This is a genomic window from Pseudomonas sp. 910_21 (genome assembly GCF_052850735.1).
Genome location: NZ_VXCY01000002.1, coordinates 1035816 through 1059893 on the forward strand (window position 1 = coordinate 1035816; position 24078 = coordinate 1059893).

At 63.8% G+C, this 24078-nt stretch carries 20 protein-coding genes; 6 read left to right on the plus strand and 14 right to left on the minus strand.

Features of this window, described 5'->3' with window-relative positions:
• Positions 1 to 68: 68 nt before the first annotated feature.
• The 5 genes from FW796_RS09900 to soxR form a co-directional block, all read right to left on the minus strand.
• Positions 69 to 1403 (minus strand): hypothetical protein, encoded by a 1335-nt coding sequence (locus tag FW796_RS09900; protein ID WP_446439294.1) that lies wholly within the window; start codon positions 1401 to 1403, stop codon positions 69 to 71.
• Positions 1400 to 7717: an AAA domain-containing protein gene (locus FW796_RS09905; protein ID WP_446439295.1), complete on the minus strand. Its 6318-nt coding sequence runs from the start codon at positions 7715 to 7717 to the stop codon at positions 1400 to 1402. The genes FW796_RS09900 and FW796_RS09905 overlap by 4 nt, the downstream gene beginning before the upstream one ends.
• 15 nt (positions 7718 to 7732) lie before the next feature.
• A complete protein-coding gene (locus tag FW796_RS09910) occupies positions 7733 to 8377 on the minus strand; it encodes a 4Fe-4S cluster-binding domain-containing protein (protein WP_446439296.1) in 645 nt (214 codons plus the stop codon).
• Complete coding sequence (locus tag FW796_RS09915) at positions 8374 to 10212, minus strand: AAA family ATPase (RefSeq protein ID WP_446439297.1); 1839 nt, start codon at positions 10210 to 10212, stop codon at positions 8374 to 8376. The genes FW796_RS09910 and FW796_RS09915 overlap by 4 nt, the downstream gene beginning before the upstream one ends.
• Positions 10213 to 10563: 351 nt before the next feature.
• Positions 10564 to 11037, minus strand: coding sequence for a redox-sensitive transcriptional activator SoxR (gene soxR, locus FW796_RS09920; RefSeq protein WP_346632094.1), 474 nt, complete (start codon positions 11035 to 11037; stop codon positions 10564 to 10566).
• Between the two features lie 108 nt (positions 11038 to 11145).
• Here soxR and FW796_RS09925 point away from each other — a divergent pair, with 108 nt between their 5' ends.
• Positions 11146 to 11508 carry an antibiotic biosynthesis monooxygenase gene (locus FW796_RS09925; protein ID WP_446439298.1) on the plus strand — a complete coding sequence of 121 codons (363 nt, stop codon included), beginning with the start codon at positions 11146 to 11148 and terminating at the stop codon, positions 11506 to 11508.
• Here the strand turns inward: FW796_RS09925 and FW796_RS09930 are convergent.
• The 4 genes from FW796_RS09930 to msuE all read right to left on the minus strand — a co-directional run bounded on the left by FW796_RS09930 (position 11505) and on the right by msuE (position 15664).
• Positions 11505 to 12605, minus strand: a complete 1101-nt coding sequence (locus tag FW796_RS09930; protein ID WP_102880375.1) for a sigma-54 interaction domain-containing protein — start codon at positions 12603 to 12605, stop codon at positions 11505 to 11507. The genes FW796_RS09925 and FW796_RS09930 overlap by 4 nt on opposite strands.
• A gap of 24 nt (positions 12606 to 12629) precedes the next feature.
• Positions 12630 to 13817, minus strand: a complete 1188-nt coding sequence (locus FW796_RS09935; protein ID WP_446439299.1) for an acyl-CoA dehydrogenase family protein — start codon at positions 13815 to 13817, stop codon at positions 12630 to 12632.
• Positions 13818 to 13951: 134 nt separating this feature from the next.
• The gene (gene ssuD, locus FW796_RS09940) at positions 13952 to 15091 is read right to left on the minus strand and encodes an FMNH2-dependent alkanesulfonate monooxygenase (protein WP_446439300.1); all 1140 of its coding nucleotides are present in this window, start codon (positions 15089 to 15091) and stop codon (positions 13952 to 13954) included.
• Between the two features lie 9 nt (positions 15092 to 15100).
• Positions 15101 to 15664, minus strand: a complete 564-nt coding sequence (gene msuE / locus FW796_RS09945) for an FMN reductase (protein WP_346632090.1) — start codon at positions 15662 to 15664, stop codon at positions 15101 to 15103.
• Between the two features lie 399 nt (positions 15665 to 16063).
• Here msuE and FW796_RS09950 point away from each other — a divergent pair, with 399 nt between their 5' ends.
• The 4 genes from FW796_RS09950 (at position 16064) to FW796_RS09965 (ending at position 20285) form a co-directional block, all read left to right on the plus strand.
• The gene (locus FW796_RS09950; RefSeq protein ID WP_346632089.1) at positions 16064 to 16324 is read left to right on the plus strand and encodes a hypothetical protein; all 261 of its coding nucleotides are present in this window, start codon (positions 16064 to 16066) and stop codon (positions 16322 to 16324) included.
• A 103-nt stretch (positions 16325 to 16427) separates the two neighbouring features.
• Entirely contained in the window at positions 16428 to 17042 is a 615-nt protein-coding gene (locus FW796_RS09955) for a LysE family translocator (protein WP_346632088.1), read from the plus strand.
• A gap of 209 nt (positions 17043 to 17251) precedes the next feature.
• Positions 17252 to 18421 carry a cysteine desulfurase family protein gene (locus FW796_RS09960; protein ID WP_346632087.1) on the plus strand — a complete coding sequence of 390 codons (1170 nt, stop codon included), beginning with the start codon at positions 17252 to 17254 and terminating at the stop codon, positions 18419 to 18421.
• 55 nt (positions 18422 to 18476) lie between these two features.
• A complete protein-coding gene (locus FW796_RS09965; protein ID WP_446439301.1) occupies positions 18477 to 20285 on the plus strand; it encodes an aminopeptidase P family protein in 1809 nt (602 codons plus the stop codon).
• A 71-nt stretch (positions 20286 to 20356) separates the two neighbouring features.
• Here FW796_RS09965 and FW796_RS09970 read toward each other — a convergent pair whose 3' ends face one another.
• The gene (locus FW796_RS09970) at positions 20357 to 20950 is read right to left on the minus strand and encodes a 2-hydroxychromene-2-carboxylate isomerase (RefSeq protein ID WP_346632085.1); all 594 of its coding nucleotides are present in this window, start codon (positions 20948 to 20950) and stop codon (positions 20357 to 20359) included.
• A gap of 36 nt (positions 20951 to 20986) precedes the next feature.
• Positions 20987 to 21727, minus strand: a complete 741-nt coding sequence (locus FW796_RS09975; protein WP_123727151.1) for an SDR family oxidoreductase — start codon at positions 21725 to 21727, stop codon at positions 20987 to 20989.
• 92 nt (positions 21728 to 21819) lie between these two features.
• Between FW796_RS09975 and FW796_RS09980 the strand changes: the two genes are divergently transcribed.
• A complete protein-coding gene (locus FW796_RS09980; protein ID WP_346632084.1) occupies positions 21820 to 22389 on the plus strand; it encodes a TetR/AcrR family transcriptional regulator in 570 nt (189 codons plus the stop codon).
• Positions 22390 to 22398: 9 nt separating this feature from the next.
• On the opposite strand, the gene FW796_RS09985 is transcribed toward FW796_RS09980, so the two are convergent.
• The 3 genes from FW796_RS09985 to FW796_RS09995 form a co-directional block, all read right to left on the minus strand.
• Positions 22399 to 22680: a hypothetical protein gene (locus FW796_RS09985; protein WP_317069416.1), complete on the minus strand. Its 282-nt coding sequence runs from the start codon at positions 22678 to 22680 to the stop codon at positions 22399 to 22401.
• Positions 22681 to 22838: 158 nt separating this feature from the next.
• Positions 22839 to 23726, minus strand: a complete 888-nt coding sequence (gene rhtA / locus FW796_RS09990; protein WP_346632083.1) for a threonine/homoserine exporter RhtA — start codon at positions 23724 to 23726, stop codon at positions 22839 to 22841.
• Between the two features lie 172 nt (positions 23727 to 23898).
• On the minus strand, positions 23899 to 24078 hold a 180-nt coding region (locus FW796_RS09995), incomplete at its 5' end, for a hypothetical protein (protein WP_446439302.1).

Below are 24078 nucleotides of genomic sequence, written 5' to 3' on the forward strand. Positions count from 1 at the left end.
GGCTTGCCAGCGAAGAGGCCCGTGAGATTGCCTTCGTCGGCAAGCCGGTCCCCACAGGGCGAGGGGGGTCAGGTGCGCTGTTGCGCCTGCTCCCGGTATTCCTGCCGGGTGTCGTCCAGTTGCACTTCCTTGAGCGGTACGGCCCCTACGGCCAGTGCTTTCTCGATGCTCAGGGCGTCACCCTGGGCGGCCAGCAGGGCTTGCAGACGCTGGAATTCGCCGCACCAGAGGGTCTCGATGTCTTTGTCGCGCAGGGTATCGCGCTGGGCGCTGAGGGCCACCGCACGTACTTGCAGCCGGCCGTTGTCGGCCGTGCCTCCGACCTCCACGCCATACCCCGGAGTGGCGCTCTTGCGCAGCACTACCCGACCTTCCTTGGCCCAGGCAGTGGCCATGCCCTCGCGGACTTCGTAGCCCAGGCCAGCCAGGCCTTCGAGTACTGCCTGGCGGCGGGCCAGGGCGGCGCGTTGTTGCAGCTCGGCTTCGATCAGCGTGTTGAACCGGGCAATCAGCTCATCCACTGGCGCCATATTGGCCAGGCTGCATTGTCCGGCCTGGGCCAGCTCTTGCTCGACAGCCGCGGGACACAGGATCGCGACTTCATTGGCCAGCTCCTGGAGAAGAACCAGGCGCGCGCGGCGTTCATGGCTGTCGCGGGTGGCCTGGGCCAGTTCCAGCACCAGGCTGTCCAGCAGCAGGTTGCGCTGCTGCACGCGGGTTTCGGCGTCTATCTGGCGCAACTTGGCCAGGTAGGGTTCGGCACTGGCCTGATCATCGAGGGTCAGCAACTGGGCAATGTGTTGCTCGATGCGTTCCAGCCTGGGTTCCTTTTGCTCATGGGCGGCGCGCCATTGCGCCAGGGTCTGGGTAGCATTCTCGCCTTGCAGGCGTCGGGCCAGTTGCTGCTGTGCCTCGCTCAGGCCCTGTTCTTCGGCTGCGGCACCGAGGCTGGCGAAACCCTGGGCGAGAGTCGACTCGACAGCCGCCACGGGCTGTCCGTCGGCAATCGCCTGCAACTGTTGCAGCAGTTCGGTTGGCAGCGCTTTGCCTTGCAGCGCGCCCAGCAGAGTGGCGGCGTTTTCCCGCTGGCGGCGGGCCAGTTGGCGCTGTTGCGTGGCCTGCTGCACCGCGCGGTTTTCCCGCTGTTGCAGATCGTCCTTGAGGAACTGGATTTCGATTGGCACCTGCTTTTGCAGATCCAGCAGGCGATCGGCCTCGATCAATTGGCGCAACTGTTGGAAACGCCCGTGGGTGGCGGCCCGTTCCTGTTCGCTCAGTTGCCCCAGGCGTTGCGCCTGTGCTTCCCAGCGGGCAATCGCCTGCTCCAGGCGCCGCAGGTGGCCGGCGCAGATTTCCAGGATCTCTTCGCGGGTGACGATACGCACCACTTTCGGGCCGCTCATGGGGTTTGCTCCGTGTCAGCCAGGGCTTGGGGTTGCGTCTGTGCCGCACTGCCGGCCAGCGGTTGCAGGGCCTGCTCGATGGCGGCCTGCAGACGCGCACGTTCGCTTTGCGGGTCGTGGTACCAGGCTTGCGACGAGACCCGATGCAGATGGGGAATGGCCCGGCGCAGGACCGATGGCCGCCAGATCTCCCGGGAGCGGGCGCGGCTCAGCAGCCCATGGCGCGGGGTATCGCATTCGATGCCCAGGGCGTAGAGCCCGGTATCGGGGTGCTCGATGGCAAAGTCCAGGCCGAAGGCATCCCCTTCGTTGGCACTGACCGGGTTCCAGCCCAGGGTACGGATGAATGCCGCTACCGCCTGGGTGAAACCGTCGCTGTGGGCGTTGTGCTGGACCTTTGCATCCTGGCGCTCGGTGACCAAACGCCCCAGCAGGTTGTGGCCGCTGGCGAACTCACCGGCCGACAGGGCGCGGGCGTACTCCAGGTAGCCTTGCAGGTAGTCCCGCGGGCTGGCGGGTGGGCGCTGGGTGGTGAGCATGTCGGAGATATCGGCAATCGGCATCGAGGTGATCATCACCACTTTGCGCCGGGCCCGGGTTACCGCCACATTGAGCCGACGTTCGCCGCCGGTTTGCCCCAGGACCCCGAAGTTGCGCCGGAAACTGCCCTGGCTGTTACGCCCGAAGGTCGAGGAGAACACGATGATGTCGCGCTCATCGCCCTGGACGTTCTCGACGTTCTTGACGAACACCGACATGTCCTCGCCGTCCTCGCTGCGTTCGCGCTCCTGGCTGTAGGCCGCACGAAACACCGGGTCCTGCTCGGCGCGCAGCTCCAGGCGCTCCTCGATCAGGTCGGCCTGCTTGCGGTTGAAGGTCACCACGCCCACCGAGGGTCGTTCGGCGTAGGGCGTTTGCCACAGCTCGGCCAGGTAGTCGACCACCCGTTCGGCCTCGTCAGGGTTGACCTGCTGCTGGTAGATGCCGTCCACGCGGATCAGTTCCAACGGCTTGATGGCGAGGATATTGGCCTCTGGGTGACGCACCGGAATGCTTAACCGGTTGCCATAGAACGAGGCGTTGGAGAAACCGATCAGCTCACGGTAGGCCGAGCGGTAGTGGATCTGCAGGGTGGTGGCGGGCAACGCGCTGCGGGCCAGTTGCAGCAGGTCCGGGCAGTCCTTGATTTCGCGACGGTTCCAGGTGTCTTCGAAGGCTTCGCGTTGTTCTTCGTCAGCGTCGGCGTCCGGCTGGTCGCCCTCGAACAGTTCGGCTTCGTCGCTTTCCACCCGGCTGGAGAAGAAGGCCGTGGGCGGCATCTGCTTCTCGTCGCCACTGACCACCGTGACTCGGCCCCGGTACAGGGTCGGCAGGGCGAACTCCACGGGCATCTGCGAGGCTTCGTCGTAGATCACGATATCGAACAGTCCGGGCTTGAGCGGCAGCACCCGGCTGGCCACGTCCGGGTTCATCAGCCACACCGGTCGCAGGCTCATCAGCCCCAGCCCCGCGCCCATCTCCATGAACTCGCGCAGCCTGCGCGAACGCCGTCCAGTGAGGCGGGTGACGTCTTCCCATTGTTTGCGGGTACCCAGGCGCGACAGCTCGATGCCTTCACTGAGCAGTTGGCGGTTGAGGCTGCGCATCTGGGTGTCGGCTTCCCCGAGGCTGGTGATCTTCGCCGCGGTTTCGCTGTGCTCCAGCATCAGCTCGGGTTGGCGTTGTTCCATCTGGCGTTTCCAGCCCAGTCGCGCTTCACGGTTGAGCATGCGTCGGACCACGGTTTCCAGTTGCTCGGCGGGAATCCCATCGAGCGTCGCTTGGTAGTCCCGCAGTACCCCCAGCAACTCCAGGTCTGCCGGCGCCAGTTGGCCGGCCCGGGCGCGGAACGCCTGGTAGGCGCTCAGGGTCGGCAAGGCTTCGCGCAGGCGATTGAGGGGCAACTGATTGCTCTGGTTGAGCTCCACGCGCTGGCGCAATTGGCCCAGCAGCTCGGGTTGCAGCCACTGATTCAGGCGTTGCAGGGCAGTCAGGCTGTCCTGGCGCACGCTGTGGCGGATAAAGGCCGCGTCATAACCGGCCAGCAGGCTGTCCAAAGATTGCCGTTGGCCGGTCAGGACCACTGCGTCCAGTTGCTCCACCCGGGGAGCTTGCGCCATGGCCTGCGCCAGGGTGCGGATCTCTTCCAGGTGCCCGAGGTCCTGGCGTACCTGCGGCAGCAGGCCCGGGCCACAGTCGCTGGCGATCTCTGCAAGGCTCAGTTGCTGATGCAGTTGCTGCAACTGGTTGCGCAATGGCCGCCACTGGCTTTCCAGCTGGGCCGCCGCCAGCAGTTCCGGCAGGCGCTGCGGCTCGGCCGGGGCGCCCTGTTCAGCGAGGAAGGCCAGCAACTGGCGCTGGCGGATCAGGCGCAGCGGGTTGAGGCGTGCCAGCCAGGAACGACCCTGGATAACCGCGCGGGTGCGGTGCTGCAGGGTGCGCAGCTGGGCCGCGGGCAGGGCGCTGAGGCCCGGCGCCAGATCGGCCTGATGGGCCGCCGCGTCGCATTGCTCCAGTTGTTGGCGCAGGGCCTGCAGGGCTTGGATCAGCTCGTCGCCTTGCGTTACTTGGCTGTTGCTGCCACGGAACAGGGGGAGCCAGCGCGCCAGCCGTTGGCGGCGCTCATCGTCCAGGCCCAGCAGGCTGTGCACGTGCTGTTCAAGCCAGGCGCGGTAGGGCGCCGGGTCGTCGACTTCGAAGTCGGCCGGGTGCGCCTGCAGGGTGTCCAGGCGCTGCTCTTCGCAGCTCAACAGGCGCTCGAAGCCCTGGTTGAACGCTTGCAGGGTGGCTGCATCAGTGGGGAAAGGTTGCAGTTGGGCCAGGGCGCTCTGTTCATAGCGGGCCGGCAGCCACAGGCGGATCAGCGGTGCACAGGCTTCTTCCAGACGCGTCAGGTCGGCGATGTCCAGGGCGGCCAGGTGCTGGCGCAAGACCGGAACATCCAGTGGCGCAGGCCCCTGTTCCAGGCCGATCAGTTCGCCGATCAACTGGCGGTAGCTCAAGCCACAGTGTTCATCGATGCGGTGCAGGCTCAGGTGGAAACGATCCAGTTCACCTTCCAGGGCTTCGATGCGCGCCGCCAGGCGTTCGCGCTGGTGCAGCCAGGGTTGCTGGGCGGCATCGCCCTTGAACAGGGCTTCGAGCTGTTCGCGGACACTGCGGATCACCGGTTCACGGTCGCGGTTGATGTCGTTGAGCATCACCACCCGGTTGCCCAGACCCTCGGCCACCAGGCGCTTGTGCACCACTTCCAGGGCGGCGTGCTTCTGGCAGACGATCAGCAGGCTGCGCTGGCGACCGATGGCATCGGCCACCATGTTGACGATGGTCTGGCTCTTGCCGGTGCCGGGTGGGCCTTCCACCAGCAACCCGGGGGCCTGGCGGGCCTGGAGTACGGCGGCTTCCTGGGAGGGGTCGCTGGCCACGGTAAAGAAGCGCTGCAGTTCAGGCGCGAGCGCGGTGGCCTGGCTGTCGCTGCTGTCTGGTTGCGTCGGGTTCAGGCGCAGGGCGGTTTCCAGGCCGGTGCCGCCGGGAGGCAGGGCCTTGAGCTGGCGCAGATCCTCGCCGATGGCCTGGCCCATGAAGGCCACATGGAACAGCACGGCGGCACAGGCCAGTTGATCCTGGTAGGGCTGCACTTCGGTGGTCGCCGGCGGCAGGCTGCCGAGCACTCGGGAGCTGGCAGTGGCCAGCATGCCGAAGGCGTCCATGACGTCGCCGGCCTTGAGCGCCGAGCGCCCCAGCAGTTCGTCGGCGGCCTTGCGCCAGAGCTTGGCGGCATCGATGCCCAGCAAGGTGTCGAGCCCCGGGTTGAGGCGCACCTCTTCACGCTCGCTGTCGAAGACCAGGGCCACCTTGCCGCGGCTGCCGACTTCCAGCAGCAGCTTGACCGGCCACAGCAGCAAGGGGGCGATGCGGGTGCGGGTGGTACCACGCGGGTCCCGGGTCAGGAGGAAGGGGAAGCCCAGGTACAGGCCATCGATCCCGGTGTCGCGTTTGTACAGCGAGCTTTGGCGGTACAGGCTGTTGAGTCGCGCATCCAGCTGCGGGTTCTCGGCGAAGCACGCCGGGTCGAGGGTGATGGGCTGGGCGTTGCGCGCGACCAGATGATCCAGCAGCGCCGGGGCCGGGCTGCGTTCACTGTGCAATTCGTTGAGGTCGACCCGGGCGGTGGTCTTGCCGATGCTCATGCGCACCAGCGGGCCGCGCAGCACCACGCTGGCGACCTTCTTCTCGAAAAAGTCGAGGATCTGCGAAACGTAATGCTGCCTTTGCGGCTCCAGCCACTGTTCGGCGCCGATGGCTAGCAGCACCAGGGCCTTGGCCAGGGGCATGCGCCGTTCCAGGCGAAATTGCTCGGCCCACTCATCGATGCTCGGTACGCCACAGCGGGCGAAGCCGCTGATGCGTTCGTCAATTTCACGGTACAAGGCCGGGCGCGGCAGCCCCAGCAGGGTACGGGCGCTATCGGCATCGAAGCTCAGGACCACGGCCTCGCGGGCCAGGGTGGTGGCTTCTTCGAGGATGGCGTCCACCGAGCGGAACTGGCCGATGGCGGCACTGAGCAGCACGATCAGGTCTTCTTCGCTGATGGTGCGTCGGTCGGCCAGGGACAAGATGCCGTTGTGCTCGCTGTCCGGCAGCAGGCGTTGGCGCTCTTCCCACTGGGCGGCCAGACGAGCGCGGGAACTGGAGAGCAGGTAGATGCGCAGCTGGTCCTCGTCCAGTTCGATGGCCTGGTGCAGGGCGCGTTGGCGCACCTGTTCGGCCCGTAGTTTGAGCCGCGACAGCCAGTGCTCGGTTTCCAGGCGTTCCAGCAGGTCCGGGGCCGGGCCGCTGATCAACCGGTAACCGTCCAGGGGATGCTCCAGCAGCCAGCCCGGGGTGACGATCTCGCCGCGCAGGATCAGCGGCATTTCCGGGTTCAGCAGTTTCAGCGCCAGCATCAGCCGGGTGTCGTCTTCCAGCTCCTGGTGCTGGGCCACCTGGCGCAGGCCGGCCAAGTGCCGGGCAGATAATCCAGCCTGTTCGGCCCAGGTGACGATCACCCCACGCAACAGGTGATCCAGGGCCTGGGGCCAGTGCTCGACCTCGGCGGCCGCCAGGGCAAACGGCCCCGGTCGGCGAAAGCGCCGGCTGCCCAGTGCGATGCTGGCGCCTTCCTCGGCGTCCTCTTCGCTGGCGATCGAGTCCGGTACGCTGGGGCTTTCGCCCTGCAGCCAGGCCTGCACCTGGGGCCATTGCCAGCGCTGGTGACGATCCCGGGCCAGCAGGCCGCGCAGCAGCAGCTCCAGGCGTGGGTCGAGGTCGTCCGGCAGCAGTACGCCATTGGCCAGAATGTGAATCAGGTAGGCGTTGGCATTGATGCCGGCGAAGCACTCACCCTGGGTCAACTGTTCCAGCAGGATCATCCCCAGGCTCCACCAGTCGGAGGCGGCGGCCACGCCCCCAGCGATGGCTTCGGGGGCCATGTAGCGGCTGGTTTCCAGAGGCGAGACGATGTCCAGGTCGAACTCGGACAGACGCGCCGAGCCGAAGCCGCTGACCACCAGGTCCAGGGGCTCACGGCTGCGCACCAGCAAGGTCGCGGGACGCAGGTCGCGGTGGCGCAAGCCGGCTTCGCTGAAGGCATGCAGGGCTTGGCCCAGTTCACGGACGATGTGCTGCACCGCCGCCCGATCGCTGACCACGATCCCCAGGTCGGCCAGGGTGCCGCCGGTGAGTTCTTCGGCTACTTCGAAGGCGCGCTCGTCCCAGCGGCCGGTGAGGATGATGTCCGGTACATGCTCCCGGGGCAGGCGCTTGAGGGCTTCGTACACCGCCGGGTCGGGTTCGGCGCCGGCCTGGTACAGGGTCAGTACCGCCTGGTGTGCGGTTTCACGGTGCTCGGCGATAAAGCGCTCGCGCACGCCGCCGCTGCTGATCTGACGCAACAGGCGCCAGCCTTCGATCACGGTTTCACTGTCGGCGGCTGGGGGCGCGGTGGGTGGTTGTTGCTCCGGGGCGAGCGGGTCGGCGCCGCAGACCAGGCACATCAGGTCGCCGTCCGCCATGGCGTGGCCGTTGCCGCAGACCAGGGGGGAGCCGCTGTCCGCTGCGACCGGGGGCTGCGGCTCAAGCGCTTCGAGGGTGACTACCGGCTGTGGGCGCCAGCCTTCGGGATGAATCGCTTCGGCGGACAGTTCCCAGCCGCAGGCTCGGTTGTCGACCCGCCCTTCGCAGAAGATTTCGGCCAGTGAGCGTTCAGTCTGGCAATTGGGGCAAAAACGTATCATCGGTAGCGGTTCCGGTTAACGGCGGCGTGAGGTGTGGGCGCTGATCTGGAGTTGGTGGCCCTGGTCGTGCAGCAGGTCGCGCAGACGCAGCAGGTCGTCACGCCGAGGGATTCCAGCCATCCAGACACTGCCGTCGTCGTCGAACATCACATCCAGCGCGCGGTCCTCGCGGTGCAGCGGGCGCTGGTAGGCGGACAGACGCTGGCGGCCCAGCTCGGTCAAGAGGATCAGGCGCTGGTTGTCGCTGCCCCGTAGGACCAGCGTTTGCGCCTGTTGTTGCTCGAAGGGGTCGCAGATCAGTGCGTCCAGCAGGCCTTCGGCTTGTTTCAGCAGCGGTTGCAGGGTTTCCAGGGCGTGGCCGCTGTAGACCAGGATGTCGACCTGGGTGCGTTCGCGCAGGGCTCTAAGCAGGGCCAGTAGCGCCTCGGGCTGGTCGAAGGGCTCGCCACCGGACAGGGTGATGCCTTCGGCCTGGGCCAGCCAGGGTTGCAGGTCGTGCAGCACCTTGGTCAACGGCAATGGCTGCTTGCCCGGTCCCCAGGTGTCCGCGGAAATGCAGCCTGCACAACGGATGCTGCAGCCCTGGAACCACAGACCCAGGCGCTGCCCGGGCCCCAAGGTGGTGACCGGGAAGTGCACCCGCGACAGGCTGATGTTCACGAGGCGCGGGCTAGCAGTTGCAGGCTGCCGGCCTGCAGTTGGCGAACTTCGAAGGATTGGCCGGGCTGCGCATCCTGGTCGAACAGGGCCCGGGCCAGGGGGTTGAGCAGGTGCGCTTCCAGCTGGTTGCGAATGCCCCGGCCGCCGTTGGACAAATCCTGCAGGCACAGCTGGCGCAGGCTGTGCTGGGAGTCGTCATCGAGTTGTACATGCAGGGCCTGGGCGGCCAGGTCGGCGAGGATGTTGCCGACCATCTGCTGGAAGATCTGCTCGGCGATGTCCGGGCGGATGAAGTCGAAGACGATGATGTTCTCGCCGATCCGGTTGAGGATTTCCGGCCGGTTGAGCACCAGCTTGAAATAGCGCTCGATCTCGCCCTGGACCTTGCCCTGCACCGCTTCGAAGGCCTCGCCGGGCTGCACGTTGGCCACCCGTTCGCCGTTGTCGCCCTGGCGGTAGATGCCCAGGTTGGAGGTGAAGACGATCAGCGCCTCGGAGAAGTACACCCGGTCGCCCCGGCCTGAGGTGAGCACACCGTCATCGAGGATCTGCAGGAACTTGTCGAGGATTCGCGGGTGGGCCTTTTCGATCTCGTCGAACAGCACCACGCTGAAGGGTTTTTCGCGGATCGCGTTGGTCAGTTCGCCGCCCACGTCGTAGCCCACATAGCCGGGTGGCGCGCCTACCAGGCGCTGGTCGGCGTGTTCGGCGCTGAATTCCGACATATCGAAGCGGATGTATGCGCTTTCATCGCCAAACAGCAGGCTGGTGATGGTCTTGGCCAGTTCGGTCTTGCCGACCCCGGTGGGCCCGGCAAGAAACGCCACGCCCCGGGGGCGGTTGCCCTTGCGGCTGGCGCCGACCCCGGTCATGGCGCGCTTGACGATATCCAGCATGTGGGTCACCGCGTGGGCCTGGCCCTTGACCCGCTGGCGGATGAAGTCGTCGGCCTGGCGGATGCGCTGGCGGTCGATCTTCAGCCAGGGGTCTTCGGTGACGCCGACTTTATAGCGGCGCACCGCGTCGCCAATGCGCTCCATGGCCAGGCCTTCGACCCGGGCCAGTTGGACGATCGCATTGAGGTCGAGCAGCAGCAGGCCTTCGGTATTCTCAACGAAGGCTCGCACTGCGTTGTCGCGGCTTTCTTCGCTGGCCTCCTGGGCGCCGGGCAGGCCTCGCAACAGCGCCGGCGCCAACGCCTGGCGGGCCTGCTGGTCGGGTTTGGACACGGGAATGGGGCGCAGGCGCGGGTTGTCGATCAGCATCCAGTCGGGCAGGTCGCCTTCCTTTTCCACCACCCAGAGGATGCTGTTGAAGAACGGCGTGCGCTGTTCCCCGGCAGGTCGACTGCGGGCCTGGTGGGACAACACCAGGGCCTGGGTGAACAGTTGGTGCTCGGCGGCGCTCAGGGCGTCATTGCGGATCACCAGGCGTGATGCAAAGTCGACAATCAGGGCCAGCGGCGCGCCTTGGCGCTCCACCAGGCGCGGCAAGGTGGCTGCCAGCAAATCGAGGCCGGCCGGCGCCGCTCCTTCCACCGGGGTCAGGCCCAACTCGCGCAGCAGGTTGTCGGCCTGGGCCGGTTCGCTGCCCGGAGGCAGCAGCACGCGCAGACCGCCAAGGGGGTCCCAGCTCAGCACCTGGGCGTAGCCCGCCGCCAGCAGTTCGTCGCGCAGATTGAGGTTGAAGGGCTGGGGGGTAATGACCCCGGGGGCCACCTCACTGGCTTGCAGGTCGCGGACATTGCCGGACAGTACGAATTGGCTTTTCAGGGGTAGAAAGCGCAGCAGATCGCGCAGCCAGCGTGGCTTTTCGAAGGAGGCAGTCCTTGGCATGGAAGCGGAGCTCGTCGTAGGAAGCAGGACGCGACATTAGCATAGGGAAGTTTTTACTTACGATGCTCCACAGGTTTTCTTACCTGCCAGCGCTGAGTGGGCATCTGCCTTGCGAGGGAAGAGGCCTGTGAGATCGCCTTCGCCGGCAAGCCGGCAAGCCGGCTCCTACGGGTATGAAGGCGATGTCGCTGTCGGAGCTGGCTTGCGAGGGAAGAGGCCCGTGAGATCGCCTTCGCCGGCAAGCCGGCTCCTCCGGGTAAGAGGGCGCTGTCGCTGTAGGAACTGGCTTGCCAGCGAAGAGGCCCGAGAGTCAGCCTTGGCCGGCAAGCCGGTTCCTACGAGGGAAGCCGGCTATGGAGTGTCGGTGGCGGCGTCGGGCTCCAGCAGGCGGGCGCCCGGGCCGGCGTCTCCCAGGGCATCTCCATAATTGCGCAGCGGACACCCTTCCATGGACAGGCAGCCACAGCCGATGCACTGGTTCAGCCGCTCGCGCAGCAGGCTCAGTTGGCGGATGCGTTCGTCCAGTTCGCGGCTCCATTGTTCCGACAGGCGCTGCCAGTCCGCGGCACTGGGCGCGCGGTCGGCGGGCAGAGTCGCCAGGGCCTGGCCAATCTCCGCCAGGGGAATGCCCAGGCGCTGGGCCACCTTGATCAGGGACACGCGACGCAGCACTGAACGCGGGTAGCGCCGTTGGTTGCCCGCGTTGCGATTGCTCTTGATCAGCCCCTTGGTTTCGTAGAAATGCAAGGCGGTCACGGCCACGCCGCTGCGGGCCGACAGTTGGCCAACCGTCAGTTCTTTGTGGAGGGCGTCGGGTTCGATCATTAAAGGGCACCAGGATGAAAAACAGGCTTGACCTTGACTTAACTAGAGGTTTTACCCTGCAGCGCATTCAATCGCAAGATTCTGTCCGACCGCCGTAGGGAGCAGTTCATGGCCGTATTTGAGAGAAACCGCAGCTTTACCCAATTGATCGAGTTCGAGATCGAGCCTCATCAGCAGGAGGCCCTGGTGTCGGCCTTGTCCGCGCAGACCGAGCGCCTGGCCCAGGGCTATGGCGGCTTTCTCAGTGCCAGCGTGCAGGCCAGCGACGATGGTCGGCGGGTGCTCAATTACCTGCAATGGCAATCCCGGGAAGCCGGCGAGGCGGCTTTCGAGCGTTTCGAGAGCGGCGAGCAGGATTTCTGGCAGTTGATCCTGACCCATCAGGCCAAGACCGTGACCTTCGGTTCGTTCCAGGTGCTGAGCAGCATTGCCCGCAGCCAGGACAATGCCCTGCACTGCAACCTGCTCTAGATCGACAGCTGCAGGGTGCGTTCGCTGTGGGCGTCCACCGGGCGGCGCTTGTTGACCGCCAGTTCGCCGATCTTGATCAGCCGGGTGCGGGTGACGTTGCGGCTCAAGCCCAGCAGGTTGGCGGTGTGCACCTGGTTGTAGTGGCTGAAGCGATAGGCTGCGCGCAGCAGGGCGTCCTCGACCTTTTCATGCAAGGCGCCGGCCTGCTCGGCGAAGAGTTTCTGGAAGGCGCGGTCCAGCAGCGCTTCGGCGGAGTCGTCGTGGCTGGGATGGCTGTCGTCGGCGCGCTCGATGCGCATGTTCGACAGGCGCAGGTCATCGCGCTCGATCACGCCATTGCGGCAGATCAACAGGGTGTGGTGGATGACGTTTTCCAGTTCGCGGATGTTGCCCGGCCAGCTGTAGCTCTTGAGTTTGTGTTCGGCCTCCTTGCTGATGCTGATGCTGCCGTAACCCAGACGCTGGCTGTAGGCCTCGATGAAGTGCCGGGTCAGGGGCAGGATGTCGCCGGGGCGTTCGCGCAGCGGGCTCAGTTCCAGGCTGACCACGTCCAGGCGGTAGTACAGGTCCTCGCGAAAGTGCCCGGCATTGATGGCCTTTTCCAGTTGCACGTTGGTGGCGGCCAGGACCCGCACGTCGATGGGAATGCTTTTGCGCGAGCCCAGGCGCACCACTTCACGCTCCTGCAGCACCCGCAGCAGTTTGACCTGGATGGCCATGGGCAAATCGCCGATCTCGTCGAGGAACAGGGTGCCGCCGTCGGCCTCTTCGAACCAGCCGGCCTTGGCGCTGAGGGCGCCGGTGAAGGCGCCTTTTTCATGGCCGAACAGTTCGGCCTCTACCAGGGATTCGGAGAAGGCGCCGCAGTTCACCGCCACGAACGGCCGGTTGCGCCGGGCGCTGAGGTTGTGGATGTGGCGTGCCACCAGTTCCTTGCCGGTCCCGGTTTCACCGATGATCAGCACGCTGGCTTCACTGGGTGCCACCTGTTGCAGGTGCGCCAGCAGGGCCTGGGATTTCGGGTCCTCGAACACCTGGGCGGTGGCGCGGATCGAGGTCGCCAGGGCGGGCGAGGGCGGTAGGGTCAGAAGCTGCATCGGCACTCTCCGTGAACAATAAGGCTAGGAGTAGAAGGTCGGGGTCGGCAGGGACTGGTTCAGTGCCCAGTCGCCCAGTTCGTGGAGCTTGTAATCCAGCGGGTCGTGCAGGGTCTGGGTGCGCAGGTTGCGCCAATGGCGGTCCAGGCGCAGGGAAGCGTGGGTCGAGCGTGCGCCGGTGACTTCGAACAGGCGACTGCACAGGTCCAGGCCCTGGCGGCTGGCGGCGACCTTGGCGGTGGCGATGGCGGTGGCCAGGTGCCCGCGCTCCTCGGCGCTGAGGCCGGGGCCTTTGGCCCACGCCTGGTCCAGCAGCCCGGCGGCCCGCTCCACCAGCAGGCGGATGCCTTCCAGGGCCACCCAGAATTCGCCGTAGTGGCGCAGTACATAAGGGTCCTGGCGCACATCCTGGGCGCTGGATCTATGCCAGACCCGGGTCTCGGTGAGGGTGTATTGCCGGGCTTCCTCGAAGGCGCCTTCGGCGATGCCGAGGAACATGTGGGTGAAGGTCAGTTGGGCGATCAGCGGGCGCAGGCAGGCGAACGGCGTGCTCAGCGGGCCCGGGTCCAGCAGCAGTTCCGACTCTTCCACCCTGACCCGTTCAAAGGTGGCGCTGCCGCTGTCGGTCTGGCGCTGACCCATGTTGTTCCAGTCGTTGTGCAGGGTGATGCCGCTGCGGCCGCTGGGGATGGCGGCGATCAGCAATTTGCCGCCGTTGCTTTCATCCACCGCCGAGGCGATGAGCATTTCCGAATCGCTGGCCCCGGAGCAGAAGCTCTTTTTGCCGGAGAACTCGCGCCAACCGCCGAGGTTCCGGACCAGGGTGCGGGTGTCCAACGGATTGAGGGCGTTGCCCCAGAACCAGTTCTTGCGCGCGGTCTGTTCGAACCAGGGTTGCCATTGCTCTGGCTTGGCGAACAGGCGCACGGTGGCCAGCATCAAGTGATGGAAGCCAAAGACGTGGGCGATGGAGCTGTCGACCCTGGCGAACTCGCGGACGATGTTCAGGGTTTCGCTCCAGGGCGCGCCGAGCCCGCCGAACTGGGTGGGGATGCTCAGGGCCAGCAGGCCGCTGTGGCGCAGGGCATCGCGCTCGGCCTTGGGGGTGCCGCCACGTTCATCGCGTTCGACGGCGGTGAGGGCAAACTCGGCGGTCAGTTGGCGAGCGGTCTGCAAGGGGGACAACAGGGCGCTTTGCGGTTTGGCAGTCACGCGGTGTTCCTCGTTCGTGGCCGTTGTGGCGGCCGGGAAAAGGTGCTGCGAGCTGTAGAAGCTGGCTTGCCAGCGAAGAGGGCCGAAAGATCGCCTTCGCCGGCAAGCCGGCTCCTACAACAGCTTTGGGGATTTCAGCGGCTGTTGGGCAACACGTCGTTGGCGATCATTTCGCCGAACGGCCCGGTCAGGTTGGTGACGCCACGGCCGGCCAGGCTGGCATAGGGTTCCGGCAGCAGTGGGAACACCAGTTCGGCGAAGCGATAGGCCTCTTCCAGATGCGGGTAGCCGGAGAAGATAAAGCTCTCGATGCCCAGGTCGGCGTACTCCTTGATGCGTTCGGCCACTTGCTGCGGGTTGCCCACCAGGGCGGTGCCGGCACCGCCACGCACCAGGCCGACTCCGGCCCAGAGGTTGGGAGCGATCTGCAACTGATCACGGCGACCGCCGTGCAGGGCGGCCATGCGCCGCTGACCTTCGGAGTCGAAGCGCGAGAAGGATTGCTGGGCGGCGGCGATGGTTTCGTCGCTGATGTGTTCGATCAACCTGTCCGCGGCTTTCCAGGCTTCGTCCTCGGTTTCGCGGACGATCACGTGCAGGCGGATGCCGAACTTCACGGTGCGGCCCTTGCGCGCAGCGCGTTCGCGCACGTCGGCCAGCTTTTGGGCGACCGCTGCAGGAGGCTCGCCCCAGGTCAGGTAGACATCCACCTGATCGGCGGCCAATTCGTGAGCGGCCTCGGAGGAACCGCCGAAGTACAGCGGTGGATAGGGCTTCTGCACCGGTGGATACAGGGCTTTGGCGTTCTGTACATGCAGGTGCTTGCCTTCGAAGTCCACGGCTTCGCCTTGCAGCACCCGGCGCCAGATCTGCAGGAATTCGTCAGTCACTTCGTAGCGTTCGCTGTGGCTGAGGAAGCTACCATCGCCACGGTTTTCGTCCGGATCGCCACCGGTGACTACGTTGATCAGCAGGCGACCGTTGGACAGCCGGTCCAGGGTTGCGGCCATGCGCGCGGAAACGGTGGGGGAGATGATTCCCGGGCGAATTGCCACCAGATAGCGCAGGCGTTCGGTCAGCGGCACCAGGGCCGAGGCGATGACCCAGGAGTCTTCGCAGGAGCGTCCGGTGGGAATCAGCACGCCGTGGTAGCCCAGGCTGTCCGCAGCCTGGGCCACTTGCTTGAGGTAGTTGAGGGTGACCGGGCGGGCGCCCTGGGCAGTGCCCAGGAAGTGGCCGTCGCCGTGGGTCGGAAGAAACCAGAACACATCCATGACAGGTCCTTAAGCGATTTTCAGCAGGTTTTTCGGGTGAGCGCCAAACAGCGGCGCGGCCCGTTCGGCGGCCAGCTGGATGCGGGCTTTCAACAGTTCGCTGGTGATCTGGTAATTGCTGAAGTCGGCTTCGGTGGCGTACACGCCAATCGGCAGGGTCAGGGCCTGGAAGAAACTGAACAGCGGACGCAACTGGTGATCCAGCACCAGGGCGTGGCGTTCGCTGCCTCCGGTTGCGGCCAGCAGCACCGGGGTATCGATCAGGGCGTTCAGGTCGATGAGGTCGAACAGATGCTTGAGCAGGCCGGGGTAGGAGCCGCGATAGACCGGGGCGGCGACGATCAACAGGTCGGCGTTTTCGATGGCCTGGAGCTCGGCCTCGACTTCGGCCGGCAGTTCCTGGCGCGACAGGGCTGCGCCTACCGGACGGGCAATATCGCCCAATTCGATGAGGTGGCTGTTGATCGGCAGGTGCCCGGACAGTTCGTCCAGCAGGGCCTGGGTCAGCACCAGGGTGCGGGACGGGCGCCAGGTTCCACCGGAGAGGGCAACAACGTTCAAGGGACGGGACATGATCGGTTCCTTTTTAAACAGTTGCTCTGCGAGCAATGGCAGGTGTCCTGGATCGGGAGCAAGAGCTGTACCAACCCGTAAAAGCCTTGTATTGCAGGGGTTGTGGGCGATCCGGAGCGGATTGGCTGCTGTTGCGCAGGCACTGTTTTGTTGATCGACTGTTGCTGGGCAAACAGTTGCCAGGGCAACAGTTGGGCAACGCAATGCAGCTGTTATAAAGGCTTGTTGTTATTCCTCAAAAGAGCTTGTTTCCATATTTATAGGTCGTTATGGAATATGAGGCGCGACTGCCAAGACCTTGGAACAGTCGATAGCGACTATCGAGCTGGATGATTTTTGCCGTTGCTGGTGCGGGAGTAGCCTTTGTGCATTGTTCGCAACCCGCTCCAGGTGCTCGCCATGAAGGCTTCCTCCATTGTTCTGTTGATGTTGGTTTTTAGTGTGCTGGCCGGCTGTGCCAGCCCGGGCACTCCTGAGTTGCGTCCCTACACGGCCCGGGAAACTCGCGAACTGGCGTTGGAAGCCTTGAATCGTCGCGGCCTGTCGTTCGATGAGTACCAGCAGAAAAAGGCCGAGCTGCTTGGCCGTCCTGGGGCGTTCGATGGGCAGGGCGAGATGAGCGCCCAACGCAATATCAGTCGGCACCATCCGGCCAGTTGATTAAAACTGTACTGGTCGAAGTTTTGCGCAACTGTCCGTGGGTTTCAGGCAGGCCCTGAGTTAGGGTCGAGACCTGATCGACCTTGCCCAGGACCTTGCATTCATGACCCTTTCCCTTGACCTGCTGTTGGCGTTCGCCCTGTTTGCCTTGGTCACTTCCATCACGCCCGGCCCTAACAACACCATGTTGCTGGCCTCGGGGGTGAACTTCGGCTTCAACCGTTCCATTCCTCATATCCTCGGCATCAGTTGCGGTTTTTTCGTTCTGGTGCTGGCGGTTGGCCTGGGCCTGGGGGCGGTGTTCGAGGCCTATCCGTTGCTGTACAGCGTGCTGCGATATGTCGGAGCGGCGTACCTGCTGTACCTGGCGTGGAAGATCGCCCGTTCCGGGCCCATGTCCGAGGAGCAACAGGGCCAGGGGCAACCGTTGGGGTATTGGGGGGCTGCGGCGTTTCAGTGGGTCAATCCCAAGGCTTGGGTGATGGCGGTGGGGGCTATCAGCACTTACACCCCGTTGCAGGGCTACTTCACCAATGTGCTGGTGATCGCGGCGGTGTTCGCCTTGATCAATGCGCCTACGGTCAGCCTTTGGGCCGCGTGCGGCAGCCTGCTGCGCAACGTGCTGCGCAATCCTCGCTGGCTGCGCCTGTTCAATCTGGGAATGGCCGGATTGCTGGTGATTTCCCTGGCGCCGCTGCTGCTGGAAAACATCAGTTAAGCGGCGCTTCAACGCGTTGCCCCGAGCCTGTTAAGCTGCGTCCCAGGAGCGTTCCTACGCACTTTTAAACGAAGTTGTTCTTCTTTAACTGCATCCGATCGCGTATTGCTGAGTGCCTGCTTTGACGCGCCGTTCTTGTACGGCGCGTTTGTGCGTCATCTTCTCTGAGCCAATGCCGATCCTGGAACAAGCTCTGCGGGTCTTCAGTCATGAACAAACGTCCTCTTTATTTCGACTACGCCGCCACCACGCCGGTGGATGAGCGGGTCATCCAGGTGATGCTGGAGTGTCTGGGTTTCAACGCCAATTTCGGCAACCCGGCGTCCAGTTCCCATGCTTTTGGCCAGGAGGCGCGGCGCAGTGTCGAGCGCGCCCGGCAGCAGGTCGCACAGTTGGTGGGCGCGCAGCCGGAGCAGATTGTCTGGACCTCCGGTGCCACCGAATCCAACAACCTGGCGCTCAAGGGCGTGATGCAGGCCCGGGGCCTGAGCGGTGGGCACATCATCACCAGCCAGATCGAGCATAAGGCGGTGCTCGACACCGCCCGCCAGTTGCAGGAAGCCGGTGTGGCGGTGACCTATCTGGTGCCGGATGCCGACGGGTTGATCACGGCCCAGGCGGTCAGTGAAGCCTTGCGCGACGACACTTTTCTGGTGTCGTTGATGCTGGTCAACAACGAACTGGGCACCCTCAACGACATCCCGGCGATTGGCCAGGTGGTGCGTGCGCGAGGTGCGTTGCTGCATGTGGACGCGGCCCAGGGTGCCGGCAAGGTGGCTATCGATCTTGAGCACTGGCCGGTGGACCTGATGTCGTTCTCCGCGCACAAGTTGTATGGCCCCAAGGGCATCGGCGCGCTGTATGTCGGGCCGCGGGCTCAGCAGCGGCTGCTGGCGCAGATTCATGGTGGCGGTCACGAAGGCGGATTGCGTTCCGGGACCCTGGCCACCCACCAGATCGCCGCCATGGGCGCGGCCTTTGCCCTGGCGGGTGAGCTGTTCGAGGAAGAAACCGCGACCATCGTCCGTCTGCGCCAGCGATTGCTGGAGCAACTGGCGGGCATTGCCGGCCTGCGCTTGAATGGCAGTGTCGGCCAGCGCATTCCCCATACCTTGAGCCTGACTTTCAGCGAGGGGGGCTTCGATTCGGCGGCACTGAGTGCGTCCCTGGCGTTTTCCGCGACCTCGGCCTGCAACTCGGCGAGCCATGCGCCTTCCCATGTGCTGCTGGCCCTGGGGCACGATGCATCACAGGCCGCTCGCACCATCCGCTTGAGCCTTGGGCGTTTCACCACCGAGGAGGATGTGGATCGCGCCGCACAGTTGATCAAGGCGTCATGCGCCACCGCTCCGGCGTTCTGGGCCGGAGCCCAGTCTTGAGGGGCGAGTGATCTCGACCTTCCATAACAATGAATAAGCCGGTTAAGGAGACACAATGAGTACCCAGCCTTCGACCCAGGGAGTGGTCACCCAGCGCTTGGCGCACGTCCGTCAGTTGATGAGCCGCGAGGGCATTCATGCCTTGCTGGTGCCGTCGGCCGACCCGCATCTGTCGGAATACCTGCCGGGTTACTGGCAGGGGCGCCAGTGGCTGTCGGGCTTTCATGGCTCGGTGGGCACGCTGATCGTGACCGCGGATTTCGCCGGGGTCTGGGCCGACAGTCGTTATTGGGAACAGGCCAGCAAGGAGCTCAAGGGCAGCGGTATCGAACTGGTGAAGTTGCAGCCGGGCCAGCCCGGCCCCCTGGACTGGCTGGCGGAGCAGACTCCGCAAGGTGCGGTGGTGGCGGTGGATGGCGCGGTGATGGCTGTGGCTTCGGCCCGCACTTTGGGCGCCAAGTTGCAGGAACGCGGAGCCCATCTACGGACCGATATCGATCTGCTTCAGGAGGTGTGGAGTGATCGTCCCGCGTTGCCGGATCAGCCGGTCTATCAACACTTGCCGCCGCAGGCGACGCAGAGCCGGGTGGAGAAGCTCGGCAAGCTGCGGGAAACCCTGAAGGAGCGGGGCGCGGACTGGCATTTCATTGCCACCCTCGACGATATCGCCTGGCTGTTCAACCTGCGGGGGGCGGATGTTTCATTCAACCCGGTGTTTGTGTCCTTCGCCCTGATCAGCCAGCAGCAGGCCACTTTGTTCGTGGCCTTGAGCAAGGTCGATGACCACCTGCGTGGGGTGCTGGAGGCGGATGGCGTGAGCCTGCGGGACTATTCGGAAGTGGCGGCGGCGCTGCGCGCAGTGCCTGAAGGTGCGACCTTGCAGATTGATCCGGCACGGGTCACCAGTGGCCTGCTGGACAATCTGCTTCCCGGGGTGAAACTGCTGGAAGGGCTCAACCCCACGACCTTGGCCAAGTCGCGCAAGAGCCTGGCGGACGCCGAGCACATTCGCCAGGCCATGGAGCAGGATGGCGCGGCCCTCTGTGAATTCTTCGCCTGGTTGGAGAGCGCCCTGGGTCGTGAACGAGTCACCGAGCTGACCATTGATAAACACCTGACGGCGGCTCGTGAGCGGCGTCCGGGCTACGTATCCCTGAGTTTCAATACCATTGCCGCATTCAATGCCAATGGGGCGATGCCTCATTACCACGCTACGCCTGAAGAGCACGCGGTGATCGAGGGCGATGGTCTGTTGCTGATCGACTCCGGTGGCCAGTACCTGGGCGGCACCACCGATATCACCCGCATGGTGCCTATCGGTACTCCGAGTGCCGAGCAGAAGCGCGATTGCACCCGAGTGCTCAAGGGGGTTATCGCGTTGTCCCGGGCGCAGTTCCCACGGGGCATTCTTTCGCCGTTGCTGGATGCCATCGCTCGTGCGTCGATCTGGGCCGAAGGCGTGGATTACGGACATGGCACCGGGCATGGTGTCGGTTACTTCCTGAACGTTCATGAAGGTCCGCAGGTGATTGCCTATCAGGCCGCACCAGCGCCGCAAACCGCGATGCAGCCGGGGATGATCACCTCCATCGAGCCGGGGACTTATCGTCCCGGGCGTTGGGGAGTGCGGATCGAGAATCTGGTGTTGAACCGCGAGGCAGGTACTACTGAGTTTGGTGAGTTCCTGAGGTTTGAAACCCTGACGCTGTGCCCGATCGACAGCCGTTGCCTGGAGCCGTCGTTGCTGACTCAGGAGGAGCGTGAGTGGTTCAACGCTTATCACGGTGATGTTCGTCGGCGTCTCAGTCCACTGTTGGAAGGGGCGGCGCTGGAGTGGTTGCAGGCTCGGACTGCGGCGATCTGAAGTAAGGCCTCACCCGCGCAACGCGGGTGAGGTGGCTGCGGCGACTCAAGCGTCGCCGCAGATGCCAGTGGTTACTTGCTCAAGGCTTCTCGGACGAAGTCGAGCCGATCCTGACCGAAAAACAGTTCCTCACCCACGAACATGCTGGGAGCACCGAATACTCCCCGTTGCAACGCCTGTTCGGTCTTGTTCTTGAGAGCGGTCTTGACGTCCTCGGCATTGCTCAGGTCGAGGATCTGTTGTGGGTCGAAACCGCCTTGTTCCAGGACCTGGGCGACGCTGGCGGCGTCGTTGAGGTTGCGTTTGTCGACCCAGAGTGCACGGAACAGGCAGTCGACGAAATCGATGAAGCGTTCCGGCAAATGCATCTGCACTCCGGTAGTGGCGCGCATCAGCAGCAGGGTATTGATGGGAAAGTGCGGGTTGAAATTGAGCTGCACCTGATAGCGTTGGGCGAAGCGCGCCAGGTCCTGCAACATGTAGCGGCCTTTGGCAGGGACGCTGATGGGGGACGCGTTGCCGGTGGTCTTGAAGACGCCGCCCAGCAGCATGGGTTGGTAGACCAGTTGACTGCCGGTCTGGGCACAGATCTTCGGCAGTTGGGTGTAAGCCAGGTATGAAGTAGGGCTGCCCAGGTCGAAGTAGAACTCCACCTTTTTATTCATGATCCAGATTCCCTGATTGTTGTTATGGAGAGGGGGTTACCAGCGTTCGCTCCAGGGGCGCAGGTCCAGTTCGAAGGTCCAGGCATCCCGGGGCTGGCTGTGCAGGTACCAGTAGTTCTCGGCGATATGCTCGGGGTTGAGGATGCCATCCTGATCCTTGAGGGCATATTTCTCGGGAAAGCTGGTGCGGATGAAGTCGGTGTCGATGGCACCGTCGACGATGATATGGCCGACGTGGATGTTCAAGGGCCCCAGTTCCCGGGCCATGCTCTGGGCCAGTGCGCGGATGCCGTGCTTGGCGCCGGCAAAGGCGGCAAAGCCCGCGGCGCCGCGGACCCCGGCGGTGGCGCCGGTGAACAGGATGGTGCCGCGCTTGCGGGTGACCATGCGCTTGGCCACCTCGCGGGCATTGAGGAAGCCTGAAAAACAGGCCATCTCCCAGATCTTGAAGTATTTACGTGCGGTTTCCTCAAGGATGCTGCAAGGGACGTTGGCACCGATGTTGAAGACGAAGGCTTCGATCGGGCCAATCTGGGTTTCGATCTGTTCGATCAGTGCCACCACGTCCTCCTCTTTCCGGGCATCGCAGGCAAAGCCATGGGCTTGGCCACCGGTTTGCTGGATGGCGTCTACCAGCGGCTGCAGTTTGTCTGCGCTGCGTCGGGTCACGCAGGCAGTAAAGCCTTCTGCGGCGAAACGCTTGGCAATGGCGCCACCGGTGGCATCACCGGCACCGACCACCAGTACGACTTTGTTCTTGTTCAAGGCTGTAGTCATGGGAGGCTCGCTGTTTGGTAAACGATCGTTAACTAAACGAACGTTATGCTATGATTTTTCTGTCGTCAAGCAAGTAGGGGAGTCCATCAGGAATGCGTTATTCAGTCGGTCATAAGCAGGAAACCCGAGAACGCCTGTTGCAGAGCAGTGCAACCCAGGCCAAGAACGATGGTTTTTCTACCGTCGGTGTGGATGCGTTAATGAAGGCCATCGGCCTCAGTGGCGGGGCTTTTTATACTCACTTCACATCCAAGGACGAGCTGTTCGGCTCCATCGTCGAGCGCGAGTTGAGCCAGAGCCTGGAGCGTCTGGGCGGGGAGGGGCAGCAGAATCAGGCAAAGCTGCGGCGTTGCTTGAAGCAGTACCTGAGTGTGGCGCATCTGCAGCAGCCGGGGGCGGGATGTGCGTTGCCAGCGTTGGGCGCGGAGATTGCTCGGGGCAGTGTCGAAGTACGGCAGGAGGCGCAAGACTGGATCTGCCGTTTGCATCAGGCTTGGGCGCAGACCTTGGGCAGCGAGAGCCTGGCCTGGTCGATCCTGTCGCAGTGTGTCGGCGCGCTGGTGGTGGCGCGAATGCTGGTAAGCCCGAGTATTCAGCAGCAGGTGCTGGCATCGAGTCATGAGCAGATCATTGGGCAGCTGGAAGGGCTGCCCGAAGATTGAACGGTACCGCTATTTGCAGATAACGATCATGCTGCGGCTGGTATAACCGGCTGGGTTCAGGCCGAAGGGGTAATCCCCCGGGTCTTCCACGGTATCACCAGATTTTGCGATCACCTTGTAGCCCTTGGGGCCGCAGGACTGGGTGGCCTTGGTGTAGCACTTGTCCCAGGAAGAAGACAAACCCGAGCAGTTGATGTGGAGTCCTTTCTTACCCCGTTTGACTTCAGTTTTCGCGGTCGCAGCGCAGCCTGCAATAGCAAGTACGGCCAACACTATCAAAAATCGTTTCATCCCCGTCCTTATCGCTAGCCCCGGATCTATCGCCCGAGTGTGACTGCATTACCGGTGGTCTTTTACGTTTGCGATATCCCTGTCTGACAACTCCATGGTTGACGTTGAGTAGCCGACTAAACATGGCCTAATTGAACGGTAATTACCAGAGTTGAATCTCAATCAACCGCAACTAATGGTTTGGACTCGCGACGCATAGTCATGGTTGCTCCTACGGAAGCAAGGATGATGCAGGCGATGGCCATCCACTGCGCAAGGGAAAGGTATTCGTGCAGGAACAGCAGGCCGGAAAGTGCGCCGAAAGCAGGTTCGATACTCATCAGGGTGCCAAAGGTGCGTGCTGGCATGCGGGTTAGGGCGACCATCTCCAGACTATAAGGAAGCGCGGTAGACAAGATGGCCACGCCCAGGGCTACGGGGATCAAGGAAGGGGTGAGTAAGGCGGCGCCGGCGTGGACGATGCCAATGGGGGCGACGAAGAGTGCTGCGATCATTACTCCCAGGGCTGCGGTCTGGATACCGTTCTCGGCCCCGGCCTTTTGCCCGAACAGGATGTACAGTGCCCAGCAGACTCCGGCCCCCAATGCGTAGCCTGCGCCCACCGGGTCGATGGCGGTTTCGGTGGCTCCAGTGGGAATGAGCAGCAGTAGTCCGACGATGGCCAGGGCGATCCACAGGAAGTCGATAGCCTTGCGTGAGGCGTAGATGGCCACCGCCAAGGGGCCGGTGAACTCCAGAGCGACAGCAATTCCCAGGGGCACAGTTCTCAGGGACATATAGAAGAGGAAGTTCATCCCGCCCAAGGCCATACCGTAGACGATCACGGTGCGCAGGGTATTGGCGGTGAACTTGGCGCGCCATGGTCTTAATAGAAGCAGCATGATGATGCTGGCGAAGATCAGGCGCAGGGTGGTTGTGCCTTGGGCGCCAACGACGGGGAACATGCTCTTGGCCAGGGAGGCGCCCGATTGAATCGAGGCCATGGCAATAAGCAGTAGCCCCACCGGAAACAAGGTCGAGGCAAGGCTGCGCGGTTGGTCGTTCATGCAGGGAGTCATCCAGAGTGTGAGGGGAGGAGCATGTGGGCCATGATGCTTAACTAATGAGCGATGAGCAATATAGTGCGCAAAGTCTTTTTTGCGCTTCTATATAGAAGCTGTCGGCAAGGCTTTTTGCGTTGAATCATAGAAAATGCAAATTAACCCTTGACGGCAGATTCTACAGGTCTATAATTCGCCCCACTTCCGGCGCAGTCGAAACGGAAAACTCCTTGAGATTCAACGAGTTACGCAGTTTTCGGCGGCGGTTACGCTTCAGTTCATCGAAGCCAGAAGCAGTTGGTAGGGCAGTGTGTTTTCGCCTTATTAACGATTCGATCCTCTCGGTCGAAAGCGGTTG